Origin of the sequence: Pantoea sp. 1.19, from assembly GCF_001922585.1 — a bacterium.
In the GTDB taxonomy this organism is placed as follows: domain Bacteria; phylum Pseudomonadota; class Gammaproteobacteria; order Enterobacterales; family Enterobacteriaceae; genus 1-19.
This window is the reverse complement of the sequence record NZ_MRBS01000001.1, coordinates 585,910-609,824: the sequence shown is the minus strand read 5'-3', so window position 1 is coordinate 609,824 and position 23,915 is coordinate 585,910. Positions and strand designations below refer to the sequence as shown.

Annotated in this window: 22 protein-coding genes, 1 pseudogene and 1 other annotated feature; of the genes and pseudogenes, 15 read left to right on the top strand and 8 right to left on the bottom strand. The window is 61.3% G+C overall.

Annotation, left to right across the window (positions count from 1 at the left end; genetic code table 11):
* Positions 1 to 592 precede the first annotated feature (592 nt).
* Positions 593 to 880: a hypothetical protein gene (locus BS626_RS03105; protein ID WP_075180919.1), complete on the bottom strand. Its 288-nt coding sequence runs from the start codon at positions 878 to 880 to the stop codon at positions 593 to 595.
* Positions 881 to 1,461: 581 nt separating this feature from the next.
* Positions 1,462 to 1,893 carry an OsmC family protein gene (locus tag BS626_RS03100; protein WP_075180918.1) on the bottom strand — a complete coding sequence of 144 codons (432 nt, stop codon included), beginning with the start codon at positions 1,891 to 1,893 and terminating at the stop codon, positions 1,462 to 1,464.
* Between the two features lie 418 nt (positions 1,894 to 2,311).
* Here BS626_RS03100 and sbcB point away from each other — a divergent pair, with 418 nt between their 5' ends.
* Positions 2,312 to 3,736: an exodeoxyribonuclease I gene (sbcB, locus tag BS626_RS03095; protein ID WP_075180917.1), complete on the top strand. Its 1,425-nt coding sequence runs from the start codon at positions 2,312 to 2,314 to the stop codon at positions 3,734 to 3,736.
* Positions 3,737 to 3,816: 80 nt separating this feature from the next.
* Here sbcB and BS626_RS03090 read toward each other — a convergent pair whose 3' ends face one another.
* From BS626_RS03090 to BS626_RS03080, 3 genes are all read right to left on the bottom strand, one after another.
* On the bottom strand, positions 3,817 to 5,184 hold the full coding sequence (locus BS626_RS03090; protein ID WP_075180916.1) for an APC family permease: 1,368 nt from the start codon (positions 5,182 to 5,184) through the stop codon (positions 3,817 to 3,819).
* A 312-nt stretch (positions 5,185 to 5,496) separates the two neighbouring features.
* Positions 5,497 to 6,792, bottom strand: a complete 1,296-nt coding sequence (gene gabT, locus BS626_RS03085) for a 4-aminobutyrate--2-oxoglutarate transaminase (protein ID WP_075180915.1) — start codon at positions 6,790 to 6,792, stop codon at positions 5,497 to 5,499.
* Between the two features lie 53 nt (positions 6,793 to 6,845).
* A complete protein-coding gene (locus tag BS626_RS03080) occupies positions 6,846 to 8,258 on the bottom strand; it encodes a glutamine synthetase family protein (RefSeq protein WP_075180914.1) in 1,413 nt (470 codons plus the stop codon).
* A 224-nt stretch (positions 8,259 to 8,482) separates the two neighbouring features.
* Between BS626_RS03080 and puuD the strand changes: the two genes are divergently transcribed.
* Genes puuD through BS626_RS03065 form a run of 3 tightly spaced genes read left to right on the top strand, consistent with a single transcriptional unit; the run spans position 8,483 to position 11,098 of the window.
* Positions 8,483 to 9,253 carry a gamma-glutamyl-gamma-aminobutyrate hydrolase gene (puuD, locus tag BS626_RS03075; protein WP_075180913.1) on the top strand — a complete coding sequence of 257 codons (771 nt, stop codon included), beginning with the start codon at positions 8,483 to 8,485 and terminating at the stop codon, positions 9,251 to 9,253.
* Positions 9,240 to 9,800: an HTH-type transcriptional regulator PuuR gene (gene puuR, locus BS626_RS03070; protein ID WP_075180912.1), complete on the top strand. Its 561-nt coding sequence runs from the start codon at positions 9,240 to 9,242 to the stop codon at positions 9,798 to 9,800. Before puuD ends, puuR begins: the two co-directional genes overlap by 14 nt.
* Before the next feature lie 17 nt (positions 9,801 to 9,817).
* The gene (locus BS626_RS03065) at positions 9,818 to 11,098 is read left to right on the top strand and encodes an FAD-binding oxidoreductase (protein ID WP_075180911.1); all 1,281 of its coding nucleotides are present in this window, start codon (positions 9,818 to 9,820) and stop codon (positions 11,096 to 11,098) included.
* 22 nt (positions 11,099 to 11,120) lie between these two features.
* Here the strand turns inward: BS626_RS03065 and BS626_RS03060 are convergent, their stop codons facing one another.
* Positions 11,121 to 11,951 carry an SDR family oxidoreductase gene (locus tag BS626_RS03060; RefSeq protein ID WP_075180910.1) on the bottom strand — a complete coding sequence of 277 codons (831 nt, stop codon included), beginning with the start codon at positions 11,949 to 11,951 and terminating at the stop codon, positions 11,121 to 11,123.
* Between the two features lie 221 nt (positions 11,952 to 12,172).
* Positions 12,173 to 12,294: a sequence feature (His leader region), on the top strand.
* A 68-nt stretch (positions 12,295 to 12,362) separates the two neighbouring features.
* Here BS626_RS03060 and hisG point away from each other — a divergent pair.
* Genes hisG through hisIE form a run of 8 tightly spaced genes read left to right on the top strand, consistent with a single transcriptional unit; the run spans position 12,363 to position 19,420 of the window.
* Positions 12,363 to 13,262 (top strand): ATP phosphoribosyltransferase, encoded by a 900-nt coding sequence (gene hisG, locus BS626_RS03055; RefSeq protein WP_075180909.1) that lies wholly within the window; start codon positions 12,363 to 12,365, stop codon positions 13,260 to 13,262.
* Positions 13,263 to 13,265: 3 nt separating this feature from the next.
* Complete coding sequence (gene hisD, locus BS626_RS03050; protein WP_075180908.1) at positions 13,266 to 14,573, top strand: histidinol dehydrogenase; 1,308 nt, start codon at positions 13,266 to 13,268, stop codon at positions 14,571 to 14,573.
* Positions 14,570 to 15,661 (top strand): histidinol-phosphate transaminase, encoded by a 1,092-nt coding sequence (gene hisC / locus BS626_RS03045; protein ID WP_075180907.1) that lies wholly within the window; start codon positions 14,570 to 14,572, stop codon positions 15,659 to 15,661. Before hisD ends, hisC begins: the two co-directional genes overlap by 4 nt.
* Positions 15,658 to 16,725 (top strand): bifunctional histidinol-phosphatase/imidazoleglycerol-phosphate dehydratase HisB, encoded by a 1,068-nt coding sequence (gene hisB, locus BS626_RS03040; RefSeq protein ID WP_075180906.1) that lies wholly within the window; start codon positions 15,658 to 15,660, stop codon positions 16,723 to 16,725. Before hisC ends, hisB begins: the two co-directional genes overlap by 4 nt.
* On the top strand, positions 16,725 to 17,315 hold the full coding sequence (gene hisH, locus BS626_RS03035) for an imidazole glycerol phosphate synthase subunit HisH (protein WP_075180905.1): 591 nt from the start codon (positions 16,725 to 16,727) through the stop codon (positions 17,313 to 17,315). Before hisB ends, hisH begins: the two co-directional genes overlap by 1 nt.
* A gap of 5 nt (positions 17,316 to 17,320) precedes the next feature.
* Positions 17,321 to 18,058: a 1-(5-phosphoribosyl)-5-[(5-phosphoribosylamino)methylideneamino]imidazole-4-carboxamide isomerase gene (gene hisA, locus BS626_RS03030; RefSeq protein ID WP_075180904.1), complete on the top strand. Its 738-nt coding sequence runs from the start codon at positions 17,321 to 17,323 to the stop codon at positions 18,056 to 18,058.
* Positions 18,040 to 18,819, top strand: coding sequence for an imidazole glycerol phosphate synthase subunit HisF (gene hisF, locus BS626_RS03025; RefSeq protein WP_075180903.1), 780 nt, complete (start codon positions 18,040 to 18,042; stop codon positions 18,817 to 18,819). Before hisA ends, hisF begins: the two co-directional genes overlap by 19 nt.
* On the top strand, positions 18,809 to 19,420 hold the full coding sequence (gene hisIE, locus BS626_RS03020) for a bifunctional phosphoribosyl-AMP cyclohydrolase/phosphoribosyl-ATP diphosphatase HisIE (protein WP_075180902.1): 612 nt from the start codon (positions 18,809 to 18,811) through the stop codon (positions 19,418 to 19,420). Before hisF ends, hisIE begins: the two co-directional genes overlap by 11 nt.
* 144 nt (positions 19,421 to 19,564) lie before the next feature.
* Here the strand turns inward: hisIE and BS626_RS03015 are convergent.
* A pseudogene (locus BS626_RS03015) lies at positions 19,565 to 19,705 on the bottom strand (GNVR domain-containing protein); the annotation flags it as partial.
* A gap of 473 nt (positions 19,706 to 20,178) precedes the next feature.
* Here BS626_RS03015 and BS626_RS03010 point away from each other — a divergent pair.
* Genes BS626_RS03010 through BS626_RS03000 form a run of 3 tightly spaced genes read left to right on the top strand, consistent with a single transcriptional unit; the run spans position 20,179 to position 22,768 of the window.
* Positions 20,179 to 20,541, top strand: coding sequence for a GtrA family protein (locus BS626_RS03010; RefSeq protein ID WP_075180901.1), 363 nt, complete (start codon positions 20,179 to 20,181; stop codon positions 20,539 to 20,541).
* Positions 20,538 to 21,458, top strand: coding sequence for a glycosyltransferase family 2 protein (locus BS626_RS03005; protein ID WP_075180900.1), 921 nt, complete (start codon positions 20,538 to 20,540; stop codon positions 21,456 to 21,458). Before BS626_RS03010 ends, BS626_RS03005 begins: the two co-directional genes overlap by 4 nt.
* On the top strand, positions 21,455 to 22,768 hold the full coding sequence (locus tag BS626_RS03000) for a hypothetical protein (RefSeq protein ID WP_075180899.1): 1,314 nt from the start codon (positions 21,455 to 21,457) through the stop codon (positions 22,766 to 22,768). The genes BS626_RS03005 and BS626_RS03000 overlap by 4 nt, the downstream gene beginning before the upstream one ends.
* A gap of 27 nt (positions 22,769 to 22,795) precedes the next feature.
* Here the strand turns inward: BS626_RS03000 and wzzB are convergent, their stop codons facing one another.
* The gene (wzzB, locus tag BS626_RS02995) at positions 22,796 to 23,806 is read right to left on the bottom strand and encodes an LPS O-antigen chain length determinant protein WzzB (RefSeq protein ID WP_083615878.1); all 1,011 of its coding nucleotides are present in this window, start codon (positions 23,804 to 23,806) and stop codon (positions 22,796 to 22,798) included.
* Between the last annotated feature and the right edge of the window lie 109 nt (positions 23,807 to 23,915).

The window sequence follows — 23,915 nt, the reverse complement described above, 5'->3', positions numbered from 1 at the left end:
GTGCCGCGCCATGCGTGCTCCGGCGGCGCCGTCAGCGGCGATCGCAGCGCGGGCCTTGCTCCCCCTCCCCTTCTCTTGCGGCAGCGCCGGCGTGATATGCCGTCCGCTGCCGACCGCTATCTGATGCGSCWGACCGCCCCGGACGGTCTGGCGCCCGCTGGCCGGCCCCTTCTGCAGCCGCTGCAGGGTGTCAGCGCGCGCCCCGCGCCGGCGTGATATGCCGTCCGCTGCCGACCGCTATCTGATGCGACTGACCGCCCGGACGATCTGGCGCCCGCTGGCCGGCCCCTTCTGCAGCCGCTGCAGGGTGTCAGCGCGCGCCCCGCGCCGGCGTGATATGCCGTCCGCTGCCGGCCGCTATCTGATGCGACTGACCGCCCGGACGGTCTGGCGCCCGCTGGCCGGCCCCTTCTGCAGCCGCTGCAGGGTGTCAGCGCGCGGCCTGCGCCGGCGTGATATGCCGTCCGCTGCCGACCGCTATCTGATGCGCCAGACCGCCCGGACGGTCTGGCGCCCGCTGGCCGGCCCCTTCTGCAGCCGCTGCAGGGTGTCAGCGCGCGCCCCGCGCCGGCGCCTCACGCCCCTGCGGGCCTCAGGCGCCGATCACCAGCGTAATCAGCCGACGCCGCTCCTGCGCACCGGAGGCTGTCGGATTACGCCCGCCCGCGGCGGTGTCTCCGGATGTCAGGCCGTCCACGCGCAGGTCGGTGCCCCAGCGCAGCCCGTTGCGGTTCTGCCGGCTGATCCCGTTCCAGCGCCGGCATCGCTCGCTGTGCATGCGCCAGAGGTCGGGCTCACCGGTGGTGATCGCCCGGGAGAGCGTGGCCAGAACGCGGGCGGTGCGGGGCGGGTGCGTCGCGCCCGGGCACGCTGTCCACATCGGTGTGCTGCAGACCGGGCCTGTTGACGTACGGGGTCATCAGCGTGACCAACGGCAGCTGACTGCCGGCCACGTCATGGCCGGCGTCGATGATAACCCCGCGGCTCAGATCGCGTACGCTGGCCGGCGTGGAGACCGCAGCGGCAAGCCTGTACAGACCGGGTTACCGGCCCGCCGGGGCCGCTTTCTTCCCTACCGTAACCCGATCGTCCCGATGCATACCGCCCCGATCGCTGGCGCGATCGCCCCATGGCCGGCCCGCCGGTTGCTCAGGCTGGCGGGGCGCGGCGCACGTCGGGATTGCCCGCGGTGAGGAGTTGACCGGTGGTGCCCCCTATCCGGAACGCCGCGTCCATCGTTGGGGGCATGCGCGGAAAAGTCACCGGCCAGGAAGCGGTGGCGTCAGTGGTGAACAACCGCGACACGGCAGCGCGGGGCGGGCGCATCAGCCACGGGGATCCCGTGCTGCATAAAACATCAGCCGGTGCTGGGCGCTGCGTCAGGGCGGCAGAGTATAAGGGCGTGGCAAGGCAATGTGGCCGGAACCCGGCTGTCACCCGGACGGGTGACAGCGCAATCGGTCAGTTCAGCAGATCGTAATCCAGGGTTATCTCGGCGTTCAGCACCTGAGAAACCGGGCAGTTGGCCTTGGCGTTGAGAATGATCTCCTCAAACTTTTTCTCATCCGCACCGGGCAGCTCGACCACGCTTTTCAGCGCAATTTTGGTGATAGCAAAACCACCGCCCTGTTTCTCCAGCACCACGTCAGCGGTGGTTTCAATGCTTTTCGCGGTGTAGCCGCCCTGCTCTTTCAGGAACAGCGACAGGGCCATCGAGAAGCAGGCCGCGTGGGCGGCGCCAATCAGCTCTTCCGGGTTGGTGCCCGGTTTGCCGTCGAAGCGGGTACCAAAACCGTACGGCTGCTGTTTAAGCGCGCCGCTGCCGGTAGAAATCAGGCCTTTGCCCTGAATATCGCCTTCCCAGTGTGCTGAACCTTGATTGTGAATCGCCATCGTCTTCTCCTGTACGGGGGATTGAACACCTAAGTGTAGACACTCTCAGCGTCTTTGCCGCACCAGACGTGCGCCCGCGTCGCCGTCGCCCGGCAGCAGGGCCAACGCCAGCGACCAGCAGGCGCCGGAGGGCAGGATCAGGCGGGATGAACGGCGGAAGGGGTAACGGGGTAGCGCAGACTCCGGAGGGTAACAGGGACGTGTCTTCTGGCGCGCAACACGCCCGCGCCGGGGCCGAAGCGGCATCAGCGCGCTTGTCATCTGACGTAGAAACGTGCTGACGCGCGGCGGCGAGCGAAGTTGGCCTGCCAGGCCGGATGCTTTATCATAGGCGGCAATCAGCCTGACCTTTTGCGCTGACCGCGCGATGCCGCGCACGGACACTTAACGCCTGACCCGGGCCCGAATGCGAGCACTGATGAGTAACGACACGCAACCCACCTATCTGTTTTACGATTTCGAAACCTTTGGCACCCGCCCCCACCTGGATCGTCCGGCGCAGTTTGCCGGCGTGCGTACCGATGCCGATTTCAACGTGCTGGGCGAACCGGATGTGTTTTACTGCCGGCCGGCGGATGACTACCTGCCGCAGCCGGAAGCGGTGATGATAACCGGGATTACGCCGCAGGTGGCGCTGGCGCGCGGGGTGAGCGAAGCGGCGTTTGCCAACCGCATACACGGGCTGTTCAGCCAGCCGGGCACCTGCGTCGTCGGCTACAACAACGTGCGCTTTGATGATGAGGTGACGCGCAATATTTTCTACCGCAACTTTATCGATCCCTACGCGTGGAGCTGGCAGCACGGCAACAGCCGCTGGGACCTGCTGGACGTGATGCGCGCCTGCTATGCGCTGCGCCCGGAGGGCATCGTCTGGCCGGACAACGCCGACGGGCTGCCCAGCTTCCGGCTGGAGGCGTTAACCCAGGCCAACGGCATTGCGCACGATAACGCGCACGATGCCATGTCCGATGTCTGGGCAACGCTGGCGCTGGCGAGGCTGGTGCGCGAAAAGCAGCCGAAGCTGTTTCAGTTTCTGCTCAGCCACCGCAGCAAAAACAAGGTGGCCACGCTGATTGACGTGCCGCAGATGAAGCCGCTGGTGCACGTGTCCGGCATGTTTGGCGCGCTGCGCGGCAACACCAGCTGGATCGTGCCGCTGGCCTGGCATCCGGAGAACCGCAATGCGCTTATCGTCTGCGATCTGGCGGGCGACATGGCGCCGCTGCTGGAACTGGACGCCGACGCCCTGCGCGAGCGGCTGTATACCCGCAAAGCGGATCTGGCCGGGCTGCCCGCCGCGCCGCTGAAGCTGGTGCACATCAATAAGTGTCCGGTACTGGCGCCGGGTAACACCCTGCGCCCGGAAGACGCGGCGCGGCTGGGCATTGATCGCCAGCAGTGCCTGGCGAATCTGGCCCTGCTGCGTCAGCACCAGGAGGTGCGCGAAAAGGCGCTGGCGGTGTATGCCGAAGCCGAGCCCTTTGTTGCCAGCGACGACGTGGATGCCCAGCTCTACAACGGCTTTTTCAGCGATGCCGACCGCGCGGCGATGAACATTATTCATCAGACCCGGCCGGAGAACCTGCCGGCGCTGGACCTGACCTTTAACGATGCGCGGATCGAGAAGCTGCTGTTCCGCTTCCGCGCCCGCAACTTTCCCGCCACGCTGGATGACAGCGAGCAGCAGCGCTGGCTGGCGCACCGCCGCGAGCAGCTCAGTCCGGAACGGGTGCAGCAATTTTTACAGTCGCTGGAGATGCTGGCCAATCAGCACGAGGGCGACAGCGAGCGCATCGCGCTGCTGAAAGCGCTGTTTGATTACGCCCGCCAGCTGGCCTCCTGACGGACGCGGCGTAAACAAAAACGGCCCGCACTGACGTGCGGGCCGTTTTTTTTGCTCAGCGGCAGAGAAGCCGGCCGGAATTAATACAGCTCTTCACTGTACTGCGGTACCGGCTCGCGGAAGCTGCGGGTAACAAAGGCCAGATAGATCAGGCCAATGGCGGCCCACACCAGACCGAGAACCATGGAGCTCTCTTCCAGATTCAGCCACAGCGCCCCCACCGTCAGCGCGCCGCACAGCGGCAGAACCAGGTAGTTAATGTGCTGCTTCAGCGTCTTGTTCTGCTTCTCACGGATCCAGAACTGTGAGATAACCGACAGGTTCACAAAGGTAAACGCCACCAGCGCACCAAAGTTGATCAGCGCCGTTGCCGTCACCAGGTCAAAGTTGATCGCCAGCAGCGCGACCGCACCGACCAGCAGCACGTTCCACGCCGGGGTACGCCACTTCGGGTGGATATAGCCGAAGAAGCGCGACGGGAACACGCCATCGCGGCCCATCACGTACATCAGGCGCGACACGCCCGCGTGCGCGGCCATCCCGGAGGCCAGCACGGTAACGCAGGAGAAGATCAGAATGCCGAACTGGAAGGCGCGTCCCGCCACGTACAGCATGATCTCCGGCTGAGAAGCGTCCGGGTCCTTGAAGCGCGAAATATCCGGAAAGTAGAGCTGCAAAAAGTAGGAGACCACAATAAAGATCAGCCCACCAATCAGCGCCGTCAGGAAAATCGCCTTCGGGATCACCCGGCCGGCGTCTTTGGTCTCTTCCGACAGCGAGCTGATGCCGTCAAAGCCGAGGAACGAGAAGCAAAGTATCGTCGCCCCGGTTATCATCGGCACCACGTGCGCATTGTCGGACCAGAACGGCCGGGTGCTGGCCAGCGTACCGGCGCCTTCGCCGTGCGCTACGCCGTACACCACCATCCCCATGATAACCAGAATGATCGCCACCTGCAGCACCACGATGACGCTGTTAAAGTTGGCCACCGTTTTGATGCCTTTCAGGTTGGAGAGGGTCATAAAGCCCACCAGCAACACCACAAAGATCCATGACGGGATCCCCGGTATCAGGGCTTCAAAGTAAATCTTCGCCAACAAAATGTTGATCATCGGCATGAACAGATAGTCCAGCAGCGATGACCAGCCCACCATAAAGCCGACGTGCGGACTGATGGCTTTCTGTGCGTAGGTGTAAGCGGAGCCCGCAGATGGGAAGCGGCGTACCAGCTTACCGTAGCTTAACGCGGTAAACAGAATAGCGATCAGCGCAAAGGCATACGCGGTGGCGACGTGACCGTCGGTCAGGCCGGAAACAATGCCGAAAGTATCAAACAGGGTCATCGGCTGCATGTAAGCCAGCCCCATCATCACAACGGGCATCAGGGTCAGCGTTTTTTTCAGATGTGCGCGCGGCGGCTGCGCGGTGTTTGCAGCATTATGCGTCATGATTCAGCCTCCCCATAGCGCCAGCCGGACTGGACTGTACCACAGGGAAACTTCGCAATAAGCGCGGGGAGAGAGTAATGGAGAGAGACGACGGGCGGGCGAAAGCAAAGCGGCTCGCCTGAGCGCCGTAGTCATCACGAAAGCGGCTACCGGCTGCGGCCGGTGAAAAGTTAATGAACTGCCCCATCTTTTTTTCCTCGATCAACACATCTGTGTGTATACGTGTATCTGTCCGGCCAGTGCCGGCCCCTTACGGTGTTACATGGATAAATGCAAAAAAAATAACCGGCGCGCAGTGCGACGGTTATTCTTCTAATTTGCAGGGCGCGAATTATGCACCATTTGCAGGCAGGATGACAAGATGTTGAGACCTTCAGTAACAATTTCTCGCTCGGCGGTCAGCGGGATTAAAAAGCGGATAACGTTACCGCGCACGCCGCAGGAGAGCAGCACCAGTCCCTGTCGCCCCGCCTCCTGCACCAGTGCCTGCGTCAGCGCCCTGTCGGGCCGCTGGGGATCCCGCGCCGTCACCAGCTCCATGGCAATCATCGCCCCACAGTGGCGGATATCGCCAATGCAGTCCAGCGAGTCGGCCAGCCGCTGCAGATGGCTGACCACCCATTCTCCCTGCTGCTGCGCGCGCTGATTAAGCTGCCCGGTTTCAATCAGCTCAATCACCGCCAGCGCGGCGGCAACCGCCACCGGCGAACCGGCAAAGGTGCCGCCGAGCCCGCCCGCCCGCGCGCGGCTCATCAGCGCGGCCCGCCCCACCACCGCCGACAGCGGAAAGCCGCCGGCGAGGCTTTTCGCCACGGTGATGATATCCGGCTCGATGCCGCTGTGCTCAATGGCAAAGGTTTTACCGGTGCGGCAGAAACCGCTCTGGATCTCATCGGCTATCAGCACGATGCCGTGCCGATCGCAGAGCGCGCGCAGCTGACGTAAGAAGTCCGGCGAGGCCGCGTAAAAGCCGCCCTCCCCTTGTACCGGCTCGATAATGATGGCCGCCACCTCGTCTGCCGGCACATCGGCGGCAAACACCCCCTCCAGCGACGCCAGCGCGCGGCTGTCATCCACGCCCAGATAGCGCGCCGGATAGGGCACGTGATAAATCTCCGGCGGAAAGGGTCCGTAGCCGGCTTTATAGGGCTGGACCTTACCGGTGAGCGCCATCCCCAACAGAGTGCGGCCGTGAAAACCGCCGCGAAAGGCGATCACTGCGCGGCGTCCGGTGGCGATACGCGCCACCTTAATGGCATTCTCCACCGCCTCCGCGCCGCTGGTCAGCAGCAGCGTCTGGGTCGGTTCGGCAATCGGCACCAGCGCATTCAGCTTTTCGGCCAGCCGGACATAGTCAGGGTACGGCGTGACCTGAAAGCAGGTGTGGGTAAAGGCCTCCAGCTGGGCGCGCGCCGCCGCGATCACCGCCGGATGGTTGTGGCCAGTGTTCACCACCGCGATCCCGGCGGCAAAGTCGATATACCGCTTGCCCTCCACGTCCCACAGCTCGGCGTTGCGCGCCCGGGTAATATAAACCGCCAGCGCGCTGCCGACGCCGGGCGTGACCGCCGCCTCACGCCGCTGCTGCCAGTGCACATTACTGTTCATGATCACCCCCTTCACGGGCAGTGCGCCCCGCCGGACGGCGGGGACGCGCTGCCTCAGGCGTTTTTCAACATCCAGTCGATTTCCGTCGCGGTAATCAGCCGCTCAAAGTGCATCAGCTCATGGTGTTTGCAGGTGTGCCACACCTGCGAGAAGCGCTCTCCCAGCAGCTGCCGGAGCGCCTGATTGTCATCAAACTCAGACAGGGCATCGCTCTGCCGCACCGGCAGCGGCGCCCCTCCGGCCTCATAGCCGTTCCCGGTCACCGCCGGCGGCAGCGGCAGCGGGTTATCCAGCCCGTAGAGGATGCCGGCGAGGATTGCCGCCACCACCAGATAGGGGTTGGCGTCCGCGCCGGCGACCCGGTACTCCACGCGGTGGTTTTCAACGTCGCCGCAGGGGATGCGCAGCGCCACGGTGCGGTTATTGTGCCCCCACGACGCCTGCAGCGGGACAAAGGCATCGGGAACAAAGCGGCGCCAGGCGTTCACGTTGGGCGCCAGCAGCGCCATTGAGGCCGGCATCATGGCGATCATTCCCGCCAGCGAGCGCTTCAGCAGCGGTGAGTCGCTGCCGTCGTCGTTGGCAAACGCGTTGTGATCGGCAGCGTCCAGCACGCTGATGTGCACGTGCATACCGCTGCCGGCGTACTCCTCATAGGGCTTGGCCATAAAGGTGGCGTTCATCTCATGATTGTCCGCCACCTGCCGCACCAGGCGTTTCAGCAACACCGCCTGGTCGCAGGCGCCGAGCACGTCGCGGGTATGGTGCAGGTTCACTTCAAACTGGCCCGGCGAGGCTTCGGCCAGCGCGCCGTCGGCGGGGATCCCCTGCTGGCGCGCCATGGCGTCTATCTCACTGAGCACCGCGCTGAAGTGATCGAGGTTGTCCACCGAATAGACCTGGCTTTGCATGTTGCGCTCATCGCTACCCGGCGCGCACGGCGGCTGAATATACCCTTCAGCGTCGCGCTGCTTGTCGACCAGATAGAACTCCAACTCTACCGCTACCACCGGGAACAGCCCGCGGTTCAGCAGCTGCTGCCAGAGCCTATCGAGCACGTTACGGGGTTCAACGTCAAAGGGAGTGCCATCTTGATTGCGCATGCTCAGCAGCAGCTGGGCGAGGTGCTGCGGATCGGCAGCGGAGGGGACCAGCGTGCCGGCCACGGGGAAACAGATGTTGTCCGGTTCGCCCAGCGCCTGCCCCAGTCCCGCCTCTTCAACCGTGTTGCCAAGAATATCCATGGCGTACACCGAAGCCGGAAAGTAGCAGCCTTTATCCAGCCGGGGGAGGCTGGAGACGGGCAGCCGCTTGCCGCGAAACACCCCGTTTAAATCATTAAGAAGAATATCAACATACTGCGTCTGTGGATGGCGTTCCAGGTAGGCCGCAACCTCAAGCCGGAACGCGCTGGTTCGCTCTTCACGCGGTCGCGTAAAGCAGTCAGACTCGACCAGATTCGTCATGATACACCGCCAGGTTAACAGGGGATGATGCCGTCGCGATTGTTCAAAATAACCGCCACATTTTGAAGATAGCCGTTTGCTAAAAAGTGTGCAAATGTTTGTGAGAATGTTAACGCACGGTTTGAATATTGCGCACGGGGGCACTAAATTGACACTGTACTGCACAAAAAGCCGCCAAACGGCGCCCCGTGCCGCCGTCAGCCTTCACCGCCGCGAGGATAAACATGGGCAATATTTTTAACACGCCGCTGATTGGGGTGATCCTGTGCCAGAGCGAAGCGGGTGGGCACCCGATCCAGACGGTACACAATAAGTATCTGCAGGCCATTTTTCTCGCCGGCGGCGTGCCGCTGGCTCTGCCCCACGGGCTGATCGATTTTCCCCGGGCATTGGATAACAGCCTCGCCCGCCTCGACGGCATCCTGCTCACCGGCAGCCCGAGTAACATTGAACCGCACCACTATGGCCAGCCTGACCGCGAGCCCCATGCCGATCCGGGACGCGACCGGCTGGCCCTGGCGCTGGTGAACGCCTGCGCGGCGCGGCAGATGCCGCTCTTCGCTATCTGTCGCGGTCTGCAGGAGATGGTGGTGGCCTGCGGCGGCACTCTGCTGCGCGAAGTGCACGCGACCTTTGGCTATCAGGACCACCGCGAAAATCCCGCGGCGCCGCTGGCCGACCAGTATGCGCCCAGTCACGACCTGTGGCTGGAGCCGCACGGCCTGCTGGCCCAGCTGTGCGGCGAGGCGCGGCGCTGGCAGGTAAACTCCCTGCATCAGCAGGGCATCGACAGTCCCGGCCCGCGCCTGCGCATCGAAGCCCGCGCCGGGGACGGACTGATTGAGGCGGTAAGCCTGCCGGATCAGCCCTTTGCGCTGGGGGTACAGTGGCATCCTGAATGGCACAGCGACGCCGACCCGCTGTCGCAGCGGCTGTTTGCCGCGTTTATAACTGCCAGTCAACACTATCAGCAGGCGCGCTATGCAGCAGGATAACGCGCTGGCGCCGGGGAGGCGTCTTTCGGCCCTGCGCCAGGCGCAGGGGCTGTCGCAGCGGCGGGCCGCCGAGCTGGCGGGACTGACCCACAGCGCCATCAGCACCATCGAGCAGGATAAGGTCAGCCCGGCGCTGAGCACGCTGCAGAAGCTGCTGCGGGTGTACGGGCTGACGCTGTCAGAGTTTTTTTCCGAGCCGGTGAAACCCCGCCGGCCGCGGGTGGTGGTGGAAGCGCAGGACCTGGTGGAGATCGGCAGCCAGGGCGTGTCGCTGCGGCTGGTGCACAACGGGAATGACCGGCGCGCCCTCGGCATGATGCTGGAGACCTGGCAGCCGGGCGCCAGCAGCGGCGAGAAAATCCGTCACGCCGGAGAGGAGACCGGCATCCTGCTGGAGGGGGAGATCGTGCTCACCGTCAACGGCGAGGAGTATCACCTGCGCGCCGGCCAAAGCTATGTGATTGATACCGGTCAGCCGCACAGCATTAAAAATGTCTCATCACGGGTGTGCCGCATCGTCAGCGCGCACACGCCAGCAACGTTCTGACCCCCGGGGAGAAGGCAATGGCGGATCACACCGACAGCTATTACGCGGCCACGGCCACGGCGCATGCGCCCTGGCCCTCACTGCGCGGGCGCATCAGCTGTGACGTCTGCATTATCGGCGGCGGCTTTACCGGCATCTCCTCGGCGCTGTTTTTAAGCGAGGCGGGCTACGACGTGGTGGTGCTGGAGGCGGTGCGCGTGGGCTTTGGCGCCAGCGGCCGCAACGGCGGCCAGGTGGTGAATGCCTGGAGCCGCGACGTGGACGCGATCGGCGCCCGCTACGGTGAGGCGACGGCGCAGCGCTGCGGCGCGATGATGTTTGAAGGCGGCGAGATTATTCGCGATCGTATTGATCGCTATGCTATCCAGTGCGATTACCGTCCCGGCGGGATTTTTGCCGCCCTCAGCGGCCGGCAGATGCGCGCGCTGGAAGCGCAGGCGCAGCGCTGGGCGCACTACGGCAATACCGGGCTGCAGCTGCTGGATGAGCAGCAGATGCGCACCGTCATTGCCAGCGAACGCTACTGCGGCGGCCTGCTCGACCGGCTGGGTGGCCACCTGCATCCGCTAAATCTGGTACTGGGTGAGGCGGAGGCGGTGCGCCGTCACGGCGGGCGCCTCTTCGAACACTCCGCGGTCACCGGCGTGCGCTACGGCGCACCGAACGTGGTCCGCACCGCCCGCGGCGAGGTGCACGCCACCACCCTGCTGTTTGCCGGTAACGCCTATCTGGCCGCGGATCTGGAGCCGCGGCTGGCCGCCAAAAGTATGCCGTGCGGGTCGCAGATCGTGGCGACCGAACCGCTGTCGGCCGACCTGGCGCTGAGCCTGCTGCCGGGCAACCACTGCGTTGAAGATGGTAACTACCTGCTGGACTATTTTCGCCTCAGCGCCGATAACCGCCTGCTGTACGGCGGCGGCGTAGTCTACGGCGCGCGGGAGCCGGCGGATATTGCCGGCCTGATCCGATCCAAGCTGGAAAAAACCTTCCCCCAGCTGCGCGGCATCCGCTTTGATTACGCCTGGAGCGGCAATTTCCTGCTGACCCTGTCGCGGCTGCCGCAGATGGGGCGGCTGGAACACAACGTCTACTACATGCAGGGGGACAGCGGCCACGGCGTAACCCACACGCACCTGTGCGGCAGGCTGATCGCCGAGCTGCTGCGCGGCGATGCCGAACGCTTTGACACCTTCGCCCGGCTGCCGCACCTGCCCTTTCCCGGCGGGCGGCGGCTGCAGGTACCGCTGACCGCGCTCGGCGCCTGCTGGTATGCGCTGCGGGACCGGCTGGGGCGCTGAGCTTCCGCGCCGCGGCGGCCGGTCAGGAGACCGGCATGGTAAAGGGATCGGAATAGCGGTAGGCAAAGCCGAGCAGGTCGCAGATTTTACTGCCATCGATAAGCTTCCCACGCGACGGCGTCGCCTCGGGGGCAAACGTGGGCGGGGTCACGCCCAGCCGGCGGGCCACGCTGGGGTAGAATTCCGCCCGGCTCGGGTGGCGCGCCGCGCACAGGTTCCAGATGCGCCCGCCCTTCGGCGGCGTGTTCAAGAGCAGCAGCAGCGCATCCACCACGTCGTCGAGGTGCACCAGATTGACCCCCTGCCCACCGTTGCTGAGATCGGTCTTGCCGGCGAGGAAGCGCCCCGGGTGACGCCCCGGGCCCACCAGCCCGGCCAGCCGGACGATATCTACCGCGGTGCCGGGCAGATCGTGCAGCCAGCTCTCCAGCGCCACCAGCGTGCGTCCGCTGTCGGTGTCCGGGCGCAGCGCGGCGTTTTCCTTCATCACCCCTTCGCCGCTGCCGTACACCGATGTGGAGCTGGTAAACACAATGCGCGGAACCCGGTGATAGAGCGCGCTGTCGACGATCTCCTGCACCGCCTGCAGGTAGACGTCGCTGCCGTCACCGGTGCGCCGCGCCGGCAGGGTCACCACCAGCGCATCCACGTCCAGCAGTTCCGCCAGGTCCTCCGCATCGCACTCCGGCGACATCGGCAGGGTCAGTAAAAAACTCTCAATGCCGCACATCCGCGCCGCCTCGACGCCGTCGGGGCTGGTTTTGCTGCCTTTCACCTGCCAGCCGCGGGCGCTCAGCGCCATTCCCAGCGGCATCCCCAGCCAGCCGAGACCGACAATGGCTACTCTTTTCATGCCCCACTCCTTGTAGAATTGCGCGTTAATCACTTCATTCATTACAGCACGGACTACAGGCTACGCCAGCCGCCGCGGGCAGACAATCCCGCCGCAGATGAGAATCTGTCATCCAGTGCAAAAAAGGGTTGCCAATCTGACGTAACTTGTTTAGGTTTATTGACACAAATGAATAGTCATTCATACGAGATCATTATGCGCCGCGTTCAGTTTAACAGCCACCGTCATCACCATCACCCTGATTAGTCTTTCAGGCGATGTGTGCTGGAAGACGTTCAGGATCTTCCAGCGGTGCAGAGCGCGACAGAAGCCCCCGGAAGAGCCACTTTCGGGGGCTTTTTTTTGGCCCGAACGGCGACGCACAATACCATTACAGCGACACCCAAAAAGCAGACAGAGGACAGCACCACCATGTTAGATAATTCACGTTTACGCATAGCTATGCAAAAATCCGGCCGTTTAAGCGATGATTCACGCGAACTGCTGGCGCGCTGCGGCATCAAAATTAACCTGCAGCAGCAGCGCCTGATCGCCTTCGCGGAAAACATGCCGATCGATATCCTGCGCGTGCGTGACGACGATATTCCTGGCCTGGTGATGGACGGCGTGGTGGACCTCGGCATTATCGGGGAGAACGTGCTGGAAGAGGAGCTGCTGAGCCGCCGCGCTCAGGGCGATGACCCGCGCTACCTGACCCTGCGTCGCCTCGATTTTGGCGGCTGCCGCCTTTCGGTCGCCATGCCGGTCGACGCCCCCTATGCCGGCCCGCAGTCGCTGCAGCGCGCGCGCATTGCCACCTCTTATCCGCACCTGCTGAAGCAGTATCTGGATAAGCAGGGCGTGGCGTTTAAATCCTGTCTGCTGAACGGCTCGGTCGAAGTGGCGCCGCGCGCCGGGCTGGCCGATGCCATCTGCGACCTGGTCTCCACCGGCGCTACGCTTGAGGCTAACGGCCTGCGCGAAGTCGAGGTGATCTACCGTTCGAAAGCAGTGCTTATCCAGCGCGACGGCGAGATACCCGACGCCAAGCAGGCGCTGATCGACAAGCTGATGACCCGCATTCAGGGGGTGATTAAAGCCCGCGAATCCAAATACATCATGCTGCACGCGCCGAGCGAGCGCCTGGAGGAGGTGATTGGCCTGCTGCCCGGCGCCGAGCGCCCGACGGTCCTGCCGCTGGCCAACGATCAGAGCCGGGTCGCGATGCACATGGTCAGCAGCGAGACCCTGTTTTGGGAAACCATGGAAAAACTGAAGGCGCTGGGGGCCAGCTCGATCCTCGTGCTGCCGATTGAGAAGATGATGGAGTAACAGATGAACACGTTCAATACCCTGTATACGTGGTCGACGCTCAGCGCAGAGGAGCAGCGCGCGCTGCTGATGCGCCCGGCGGTTTCCGCGTCGGACAGCATTCGCACCACGGTCGGCAGCATTCTGGACAACGTCAAGCGTCGCGGCGATGACGCGCTGCGCGACTACAGCGCCGCCTTTGATAGCGCCGAGGTGACCGCGCTGCGGGTCAGCGCAGAGCAGATAGCCGGGGCCGGCGCGCGGCTCAGCGACGCGCTGAAGCAGGCGATGGCGGTGGCGGTCAGCAATATCACTGCCTTTCACCAGGCGCAGCGCCTGCCGGACGTCGACATCGAGACCCAGCCGGGGGTGCGCTGCCAGCAGCTGACCCGCCCGCTGGCCTCGGTCGGGCTCTATATTCCCGGTGGCTCAGCGCCGCTGTTCTCCACCGTGCTGATGCTGGCCACGCCGGCCAGCCTCGCCGGCTGCGGCCGGGTGGTGCTCTGCTCCCCGCCGCCGATTGCCGATGAGATCCTCTACGCCGCCGCGCTGTGCGGCGTGGAGGAGGTGTATCAGGTCGGCGGCGCGCAGGCGATTGCCGCGCTGGCGTTTGGCACCGAAACCGTGCCGAAAGTGGCGAAGATTTTTGGTCCCGGCAACGCCTGGGTAACCGAAGCGAAGCGCCAGGTCAGCCAGCGCCTCGACGGCGCGGCGATCGATATGCCGGCCGGGCCGTCGGAAGTGCTGGTGATTGCCGATGCGGGCGCCACCCCGGCGTTTGTCGCCTCCGATCTGCTGTCGCAGGCCGAGCACGGCCCCGACTCGCAGGTGATCCTGCTGACGCCGTCCGCGGCGATGGCGCAGCAGGTGGCCGAGGCGGTAGACGCGCAGCTGGCCAGCCTGAGCCGGGCGGACACCGCCCGCCAGGCGCTGGCCAGCAGCCGGCTGATCGTCGCAGACGATCTGGCGCAGTGCGTGGCGATTTCTAATCAGTACGGGCCGGAACACCTGATCATTCAGACCCGCAACGCCCGCGCGCTGGTGGACGATATCACCAGCGCCGGCTCGGTGTTTCTCGGTGACTGGTCGCCGGAGTCGGCCGGCGATTACGCCTCCGGCACCAACCACGTGCTGCCGACCTACGGCTATACCGCCACCCACTCCAGCCTCGGCCTGGCCGATTTTCAGAAGCGAATGACCGTACAGGAGCTGAGCCCGGCGGGCTTTAGCGGACTGGCCAGCACCATCGAAACCCTGGCGGCGGCCGAGCAGCTGACGGCGCATAAAAATGCCGTGACCCTGCGCGTGGCCGCGCTGAAGGAGCAAGCATGAGTCGTTCCATTACCGAGCTGGCGCGCGCCAACGTCCGCGCCCTGACCCCCTACCAGTCCGCCCGCCGCCTCGGCGGCAACGGCGATGTCTGGCTGAATGCCAACGAGTATCCGCTGACCCGCGACTGGCAGCTCTCCCAGCAGACGCTGAACCGCTACCCGGAGTGTCAGCCGGCGGAGGTGATTGCCCGCTATGCCGCCTACGCCGGCCTGGCGCCCGAGCAGGTGCTGGTCAGCCGCGGCGCCGACGAGGGCATTGAACTGCTGATCCGCGCGTTCTGCGAGCCGGGCGAAGATGCGGTACTGTTCTGCCCGCCGACCTACGGCATGTACAGCGTCAGTGCGGAAACCCTCGGCGTGGCCTGCCGTACGGTGCCCGCGCGGGCGGACTGGCAGCTGGATCTGCCGGCCATCACCGCGCAGCTGGACGGCGTAAAAGTGATTTTCGTCTGCAGCCCGAATAACCCGACCGGCAACCCCATCAATCCCGACGATCTGCGTCAGCTGCTGGCCATCACCGCCGGCAACGCGCTGGTGGTGGCAGATGAGGCCTATATCGAATTCTGCCCGCAGGCGTCGGTGGCCGGCTGGATCGCCGACTATCCGCACCTGGTGGTGCTGCGTACCCTGTCAAAGGCGTTTGCGCTGGCCGGCCTGCGCTGCGGCTTTACCCTCGCCCGGCCGGAGGTGATCGCCCTGCTGTTGAAGGTGATTGCCCCCTACCCGCTCTCTACCCCGGTGGCCGATCTGGCCGCTCAGGCGCTGAGCGAGGCGGGGCTGGCGCAGATGCGTCAGCAGGTGGCTACGCTTTCGGAGAACCGCCGCTGGCTGGCCGACGCGCTGGCCGACTGCCCCTGCGTGGCGTCGGTGTTTCCCAGCGAAACCAACTACCTGCTGGTGCGCTTCACGGCCGCCGAACAGGTCTTTAAAACGCTCTGGGATCAGGGCATCATTCTGCGTGACCAGAACCGACAGCCCGGCCTTTCCGGCTGTCTGCGCATCAGCATCGGCACCCGCACCGAGTGTGAACGCCTTATTACCGCCCTGCGCCCGCTGCCCGGCGCCGGAACGTCAACGGAGCAAGCATGACCCAGAAGACCCTCTTTATCGATCGCGACGGCACCCTGATCAGCGAGCCGCCCACCGACTATCAGGTGGACCGGATGGACAAGCTGGCCTTTGAGCCGGCGGTGGTGCCGTCACTGCTGGCGCTGCAGCAGGCCGGCTTCCGCCTGGTGATGGTTACCAACCAGGACGGACTGGGCAGCGATCGCTTTCCACAGGCCGATTTTGACGGCCCGCACAACCTGATGATGCAGATACTGACCTCGCAGGGCGTGGTCTTCGACGCGGTGCTGATTTGCCCACACCTGCCGGAAGAGGGCTGCAACTGCCGCAAGCCGAACACCGCGCTGGTTGCGGCATGGCTGACCGAAGGGGCGATGGACGCCGCCAACAGCTACGTGATCGGCGACCGCCTGACCGATCTGCAGCTGGCCAGCAATATGGGCATCACCGGCCTGCGCTACGGGCCGGAGGGGCTGGACTGGCCCGCTATCACCCAGCGCCTGACCCGCCGCGACCGCTACGCGAAAGTGCAGCGCAACACCAAAGAGACGCAAATTACCGTCGAGGTGTGGCTGGATAGCGAGGGCGACAGCCAGATCAGCACCGGCGTGGGCTTCTTCGATCACATGCTGGATCAGATAAGCACCCACGGCGGTTTTCGCATGAACATCACGGTGAACGGCGATCTGTACATTGACGATCACCACACCGTGGAGGACACCGGACTGGCGCTGGGTGAAGCCCTGCTGAAGGCGCTGGGCGACAAGCACGGTATCGGCCGCTTTGGCTTTGTGCTGCCGATGGACGAGTGCCTGGCGCGCTGCGCGCTGGACATCTCCGGCCGGCCGCACCTGGAGTTTAAAGCCGAATTCACTTACCAGCGGGTCGGCGATCTGAGCACCGAGATGGTGGAGCACTTTTTCCGCTCGCTCTCCTACACCATGGCCAGCACCCTGCACCTGAAAACCAAAGGCAAAAACGATCACCACCGGGTCGAGAGCCTGTTCAAGGTGTTTGGCCGTACGCTGCGCCAGGCGATCCGCGTCGAGGGCAACACCCTGCCCAGCTCAAAAGGAGTGCTGTAATGAAAGTGGTGATCCTGGATACCGGCTGCGCCAACCTGTCGTCGGTGAAGTGGGCGGTACAGCGGCAGGGCTACACGCCGGAAGTGAGCCGCGACGCCGACGTGGTACTGCGCGCCGACAAGCTGTTTCTGCCCGGCGTGGGCACCGCCCAGGCGGCGATGGATCAGCTGCGCGAGCGCGAGCTGATTGAGCTTATCAAGGCCTGCACCCAGCCGACGCTTGGGATCTGCCTCGGGATGCAGCTGCTGGGCAGCAACAGCGACGAAAACGGCGGCGTGCCGACGCTTGGGATCGTCCCGCACCCGGTGCAGCAGATGGCCGATCGCGGCCTGCCGCTGCCGCACATGGGCTGGAACCAGATTCAGCCGCAGGCGGGACACCACCTGTTCCGCGGCATCGATGAACGGGCATGGTTCTACTTTGTGCACAGTTACGCGATGCCGGTAAACGAATACACCGTCGCCCAGTGCCAGTATGGCGATCCGTTCACCGCCGCGGTGCAAAAAGACAATTTCTACGGCGTGCAGTTCCACCCGGAAAAATCGGGCCAGGCCGGCGCGCAGCTGATCAAAAATTTCCTGGAGATGTAAGGCGTATGATCATCCCGGCTTTAGATTTAATCGACGGCAGCGTAGTGCGCCTGCACCAGGGCGACTACGCGCAGCAGCGCGACTACGGCAGCGACCCGCTGCCGCGGCTGCAGGCCTACCAGCGCCAGGGCGCCGCCCTGCTCCACCTGGTGGATTTGACCGGGGCAAAAGATCCGGCGCGGCGGCAGATTGCGCTGCTGAAAACGCTGGTGGCCGGCGTCTCGGTGCCGGTGCAGGTGGGCGGCGGTATCCGCACCCGCGACGACGTACGCGCCCTGCTTGACGCCGGCGTCGCGCGGGTGGTGGTCGGCTCGACCGCCGTCACCCAACCGGACGAGGTCAGGGCCTGGTTCCGCGCGTTTGGCGCCGAGGCGATCGTGCTGGCGCTGGACGTGCGCATTGATGCGCACAACCGCAAAAACGTGGCGATCAGCGGCTGGCAGGAAGCGGCCGGCGTGACGCTGGAGGCGGTGATTGAGACGTTCGCCGACGTCGGGCTGCGGCACGTGCTGTGCACCGATATCTCCCGCGACGGCACCCTGGCCGGCTCGAACGTCGCGCTGTACCAGGAGATAGCCGCCCGCTATCCGCAGGTGGCGTTTCAATCCTCCGGCGGCATCGGCTCGCTGGCGGACATCGCCGCCCTGCGCGGCAGCGGCGCGCAGGGCGTTATCGTCGGCCGGGCGCTGTTGGAAGGTAAATTCACCACCGAGGAGGCCATCGCATGCTGGCAAAACGGATAATCCCCTGCCTGGACGTACGCGACGGCCAGGTGGTAAAAGGCGTGCAGTTTCGCCATCACGAAATCATTGGTGACATCGTGCCGCTGGCGCAGCGCTATGCCGAAGAGGGCGCAGACGAGCTGGTCTTCTACGACATCACCGCCTCTTCCGACGGCCGGGTGGTCGACAAGAGCTGGGTGGCGCGGGTCGCGGAGGTGATCGATATCCCCTTCTGCGTCGCCGGCGGCATCCGCTCGGTGGAAGACGCCGCGCAGATCCTGTCGTTTGGCGCCGACAAAATCTCCATTAACTCTCCGGCGCTGGCCGACCCGGCGCTGATCGGTCGCCTGGCGGCGCGCTTTGGCACCCAGTGCATCGTGGTCGGCATCGACAGCTGGTATGACGACGCCACCGGCACCTACCACGTGAATCAGTATACCGGCGACGAAAGCCGCACCCGCGTCACCGCATGGCAGACCCTCGACTGGGTCGAGGAGGTGCAGCGCCTCGGCGCCGGTGAGATCGTGCTGAATATGATGAACCAGGACGGCGTGCGCAACGGCTACGACCTGGTGCAGCTGCAGCAGGTGCGCGCGCGCTGTCGCGTGCCGCTGATTGCGTCCGGCGGCGCCGGCACTCCGGAGCACTTTCTGCAGGCCTTTCAGCAGGCCAGCGTTGACGGCGCGCTGGCCGCGTCCGTCTTTCACAAACAGATAATCAATATCGGCGAGCTGAAAACCTTCCTTGCCGAACAGGACGTGGAGATTCGCGGTGTTAACTGAGCAACAGCTGGCCCGGCTTAACTGGGAAAAAACCGACGGTATGATGCCGGCCATTGTGCAACATCGGGTCTCCGGCGAGGTGCTGATGCACGGCTATATGACCCGCGAAGCGCTGGAGGCCACGCTGCAGAGCGGTCACGTCACCTTCTACTCGCGCACCAAACAGCGGCTGTGGACCAAGGGGGAGAGCTCCGGCCACTTTTTGCAGGCCCGCAGCCTGACCCCGGACTGCGATAACGACACCCTGCTGATTCTGGCCGACCCGATTGGCCCGACCTGCCACCTCGGCACCAGCAGCTGCTTCTCGCCGGCGGCGCCGGAGTGGACCTTTCTGTGGCAGCTGGAGCAGCTGCTGGCGGCGCGTAAAACTGCCGATCCGCAGAGCTCCTACACCGCGCGGCTGTACGCCAGCGGCACCAAGCGCATCGCGCAGAAGGTCGGCGAAGAGGGCGTCGAAACCGCGCTGGCCGCTACGGTACGCGACCGCGAGGAGCTGACCAACGAGGCCTCGGACCTGCTGTATCACCTGATGGTGCTGCTGCAGGATCAGGATCTCGATCTGAGCGCCATCATTGCCAACCTGCGCCAGCGGCATGGCTGACCGGGCGAGCGCATAAAAAAACCGGCCAGCTGGCCGGTTGTTACCCTCAGAGCGGCGCGCACTGCTGCTCATTCGCCCGCAGATAACGCCGCCTGCGCGACCGGCACGAGGCCAAAAAAAACCGGCCAGCGGCCGGTTCAGGGATCACGGCAGCGTGCGCCGCTGATAATTAGCCAGCAGATTGCGCCCCAGCACGATGCCGGCGCCCAGCATGCCGCCCAGCAGCACCGCCAGCACGATGACCAGCGCCTTTTTCGGGCTGTCGCGGCGGATTGGCAGGTCCGGCGAAGATGGGTCGCTCAGTGTCTTACGCACGGTCGTCACACCGATATACGCTCAGCAAGATTCAGGAGTTCATGGCGAAATTCGGCCGTATTATGCTCACGCATCTTCTTTATAGTTAATGCCGGCTTCGTCATGTGAGTCACTTTTTTGAGTTCACACACTCAGTCGCCCACTATGCTGGCCCAGTTCAAACAGTGCACACGTCAAACCTCGTGTCTCGTTCCTCACTGCCGCTCAACCGGTAATGCATTTTCGTCCAGAACAATTCCGGCCCTCTTAATCGATGAGTAAAACCATCGATTATTCATTGGCTAAACCTATCAAAAAGAGATAAACCTATCGGTTAAATTGATTACCAGGCTGCAGGCTTAAAACGACAAACCATGCTAAAACATTGATAAAATGATTTACAAATCCTTGCTATACGCGTATTCGATGGTAGCATTATCAGCAAATTTTTTCAGAGTAAACCTATGTTCAAGCTTTTTGCGCGATACCTCTCGATTGGGGTGCTCAACACCGCAATCCACTGGGTAGCATTTTATGTGATTCTGCATACCGCTGGGGTCAGCCAGGCGCTGGCGAACTTTGGTGCATTTTGCATCGCGGTAACCTTCTCTTTTTTCGCCAATGCAAAATGGACGTTTAACAGCGAAACCACGACGTTGCGCTACATGCTGTACGTGGTATTCATGGGCAGCACAGCTGCGCTGGTCGGCTGGGTAGCTGACAAATGTGCAATGCCGACGCTGATCACACTGGCGGGTTTTTCTGCAATTAGTCTCGTCTGCGGGTTTATTTATTCCAAGTATATAGTGTTCAGGGAATCGAAATGAAAATATCTCTGGTTGTTCCGGTTTTTAATGAAGAAGATGCTATCCCTATCTTCTATAAAGCAGTACGCGAATTTGGAGAGCTCAGGCAGCATGAAGTTGAGATAATCTTTATTAACGACGGCAGTAAGGATGCCACCGAGTCAATTATTGATTCTTTAGCGATTGCCGATCCGCTAGTGGTTGCTTTGTCATTTACGCGCAACTTCGGCAAAGAGCCGGCGCTGTTTGCCGGGCTGGAGCACGCCACGGGCGAAGCCATAATCCCTATCGATGTAGATCTGCAGGATCCTATTGATGTTATCCCTAAGCTGATTGAGAAATGGCAGGCGGGTGCAGATATGGTTCTTGCAAAACGCACGGACAGATCAACCGATGGGCGACTGAAGCGTAAAACCGCCGAATGGTTCTACAAACTGCATAATAAAATTAGCAATCCAAAAATTGAAGAGAACGTCGGTGATTTTCGCCTGATGTCACGGGCTATAGTGGAGAGCATTAAGCTTCTTCCTGAGCGAAATCTGTTTATGAAAGGGGTTCTTAGTTGGGTCGGCGGACGGACTGATGTGGTTGAATACTCCAGAGCCGAGAGAGTTGCCGGAGACTCCAAGTTTAACGGCTGGAAGCTGTGGAACCTCGCCCTTGAAGGCATTACTAGTTTTTCGACCTTCCCTCTTCGTATGTGGACCTATATTGGGTTATTGGTAGCCGGGATAGCCTTTGTTTATGGTGCATGGATGATTTTCGACACCATTGCCTTTGGTAATGCAGTTAGGGGATATCCTTCAATTTTGGTATCGATTCTATTTTTAGGTGGAGTTCAGCTTATTGGGATTGGTGTCCTGGGCGAATATATTGGACGTATCTACGTTGAAGTGAAAAGTAGACCTAAATACATTTTAAAAAGAGATGTGAAATGACAAAGTTAGCAACCAATATTTTTATTACAGTATTATTTTTATTTGTTTGTCATGAAAGCATAGATGTATGGATGTTTAACACGGGTGACTTTGATAGAGCCATCACTCCTTTTATGCAAGGAATAGCACAATTTTCCACCGATGATGTTTTAATCTATCCGATGAGGGATAGTTTCAATCACATACTTTCATATGACTATAAGAGTTCATTCAGTTTCATATTGTATGGCTATGCTTATATTATCTCATTTTTTACGCATAGTTTCGACCTGAGAATATGGGCGTCATTATCTAAACTAATCTATATCTTATTCCTTTATATGTTATTCAAAGAGATTATAAAAAAAAGGATTTTCATTCTATTTTTCCCTTTCCTGATAATCCCTTTGATCACACCCTCGATTCTTTCGCAATTCACAGCATTTTATCAAGAGCAGATCGTAATCACCCTTATACCTCTGATTCTGGTTATGCTCATAAAAGAGAAACGTTCTAATTTTGACTTCATCATAATGGTTAGCGCTACTGCAATAATAGCGACTGCGAAATCACAGTTTTTTTATGTACCTATTTTAGTCTCTTTTTGTGAGTTCATTTTCAAGAAAAACAGTAATATAAAATTACACTTATCCCTGCTGTTATCGCTACTGATCGCCATTTCATTTTCTGTTTTCTCACCAAGCGCAACGAAGGTAAACAGTTATCATTCTTTATATTTTGGAACTCTCCTCTATAATAAAATTAATCACAAACAAAATCCCTCCTGGGCAGACGAAAAATGTATCGGTATTGATGCATGGGGCAATGAGTTCGATCTAGACAAAGGGGCTATTTCAACTCAAATAGGAGAAAGTTGTTATAACTCTACCGCAGATCATGGTTTAAAGGATAGCCTGATTTTAATTTTAAAAAACCCAGTTATTCTTTTAAAACTTCCATTTGATACCGGAATCAAAAGCCAGCTTTCTGAAGATTACTTTCACGTTTTCAAATCAATTAAGCTTATAAATAGCAAAGGAGGATGGCTGATAAAAGTTCAGGAGGTTAAAGACATGTTATTAAAAGACCTGAGAATACCTCTGTCTTTCTTTTTGATGATTGTATCTCTGGTATTGTATAAAAAACGATATGCCACTTCCCTCTTTTTCTTAAGTTCATTATCCCTTTCACAATTCTATATAAGTTTTCTGGGAGAAGGCTATCGTGACTTAAACAAGCATTTATTTACCATGAACTATTCTTTTGACCTGATTATATTTATTTCATTGTGCATGGTTATCAAATTTTTATTTGGTCATGTGCGCCGCTAGGCGCACTATTTATATTAGTGTGTAGAATTAGTTACGCCGCTGATAATTAGCCAGCAGATTGCGCCCCAGCACAATGCCGGCGCCCAGCATGCCGCCCAGCAGCACCGCCAGCACGATGACCAGCGCCTTTTTCGGGCTGTCGCGGCGGATTGGCAGGTCCGGCTGCATGATGTAGCGGAACGACTGCAGGTTATCCACCTGAATCTTCAGGGTCTGAATCGCCGACAGCGCGCGCTTGGTGGCGTAGTAGTCATCGTCAAACGCCAGCGGCTTGGTGGATTCATTGGCGATCATTGCCGCCAGCGGCTTCGACCCCAGCAGATAGAGGGTGTCATCGGAGAGGAACTCCGCCTGGGTCAGACGCGATTCGCTGATGTTTGCCGCCTCGGCAATTTTCAGCGCCTGACGCAGCACGTCCAGCCGCTGCTGCTTCTTATCTTCCAGCACCTTCTCTTTGGAGGCCAGCGAGTCCTTCAGCTCGCGCTCCTTCACCGCCAGGTTGCGCCTGATGTCCGCGCCGTAGTCATCCACCACCTGATCGTTGACGATTTTAATGTAGTGGGTCACCTGCTGCTGCGCCTGCCGGGCGCTCTCGCCGGTGTATTTGATGCTCAGCGGCTCTTTGTCGCCTTTGGTTACCGGCTCAACCTTCAGATTCAGCGGATCTTCGAGGTTTTGCAGCGCGTTGGCCTCGGCATACATCGAGGCGCTGAAGCGGCCAAACAGCTGCTGCTGCAGATCGGCAATGCCCAGCTTATCCTGCGGATACTGCGCGTACAGCACGTTCAGCGCGACGTTATAGTTGGCCACCTGGCCGGCGCTGGGCTGGGTGACGATCGCCTCGGAGGTCCACTTCTGTTTAGCCACCATCAGGTAGACGCCGGCCAGCAGCAGGCAGACCAGCGCGCTGCCGAGGATCCAGGCTTTACCGCGCCACAGCTGGGCCAGCAGATCGAGCAGATCCAGCTCGTCGTCCTGGTTGTAGAAGGTTTGCCGCAGGGCGGAGGGGTCGGGAAGGTTATCGTTATGTTTGCTCATCAGGGCGGGCCACCGTAAAAAAGTTATCCACGAAAAAAACACTGCAAAGTGGGATAAAGTATAGATTTTCGGCGCGCAAAACGAGCTGAATTGTCTGAAAATTCGTAAA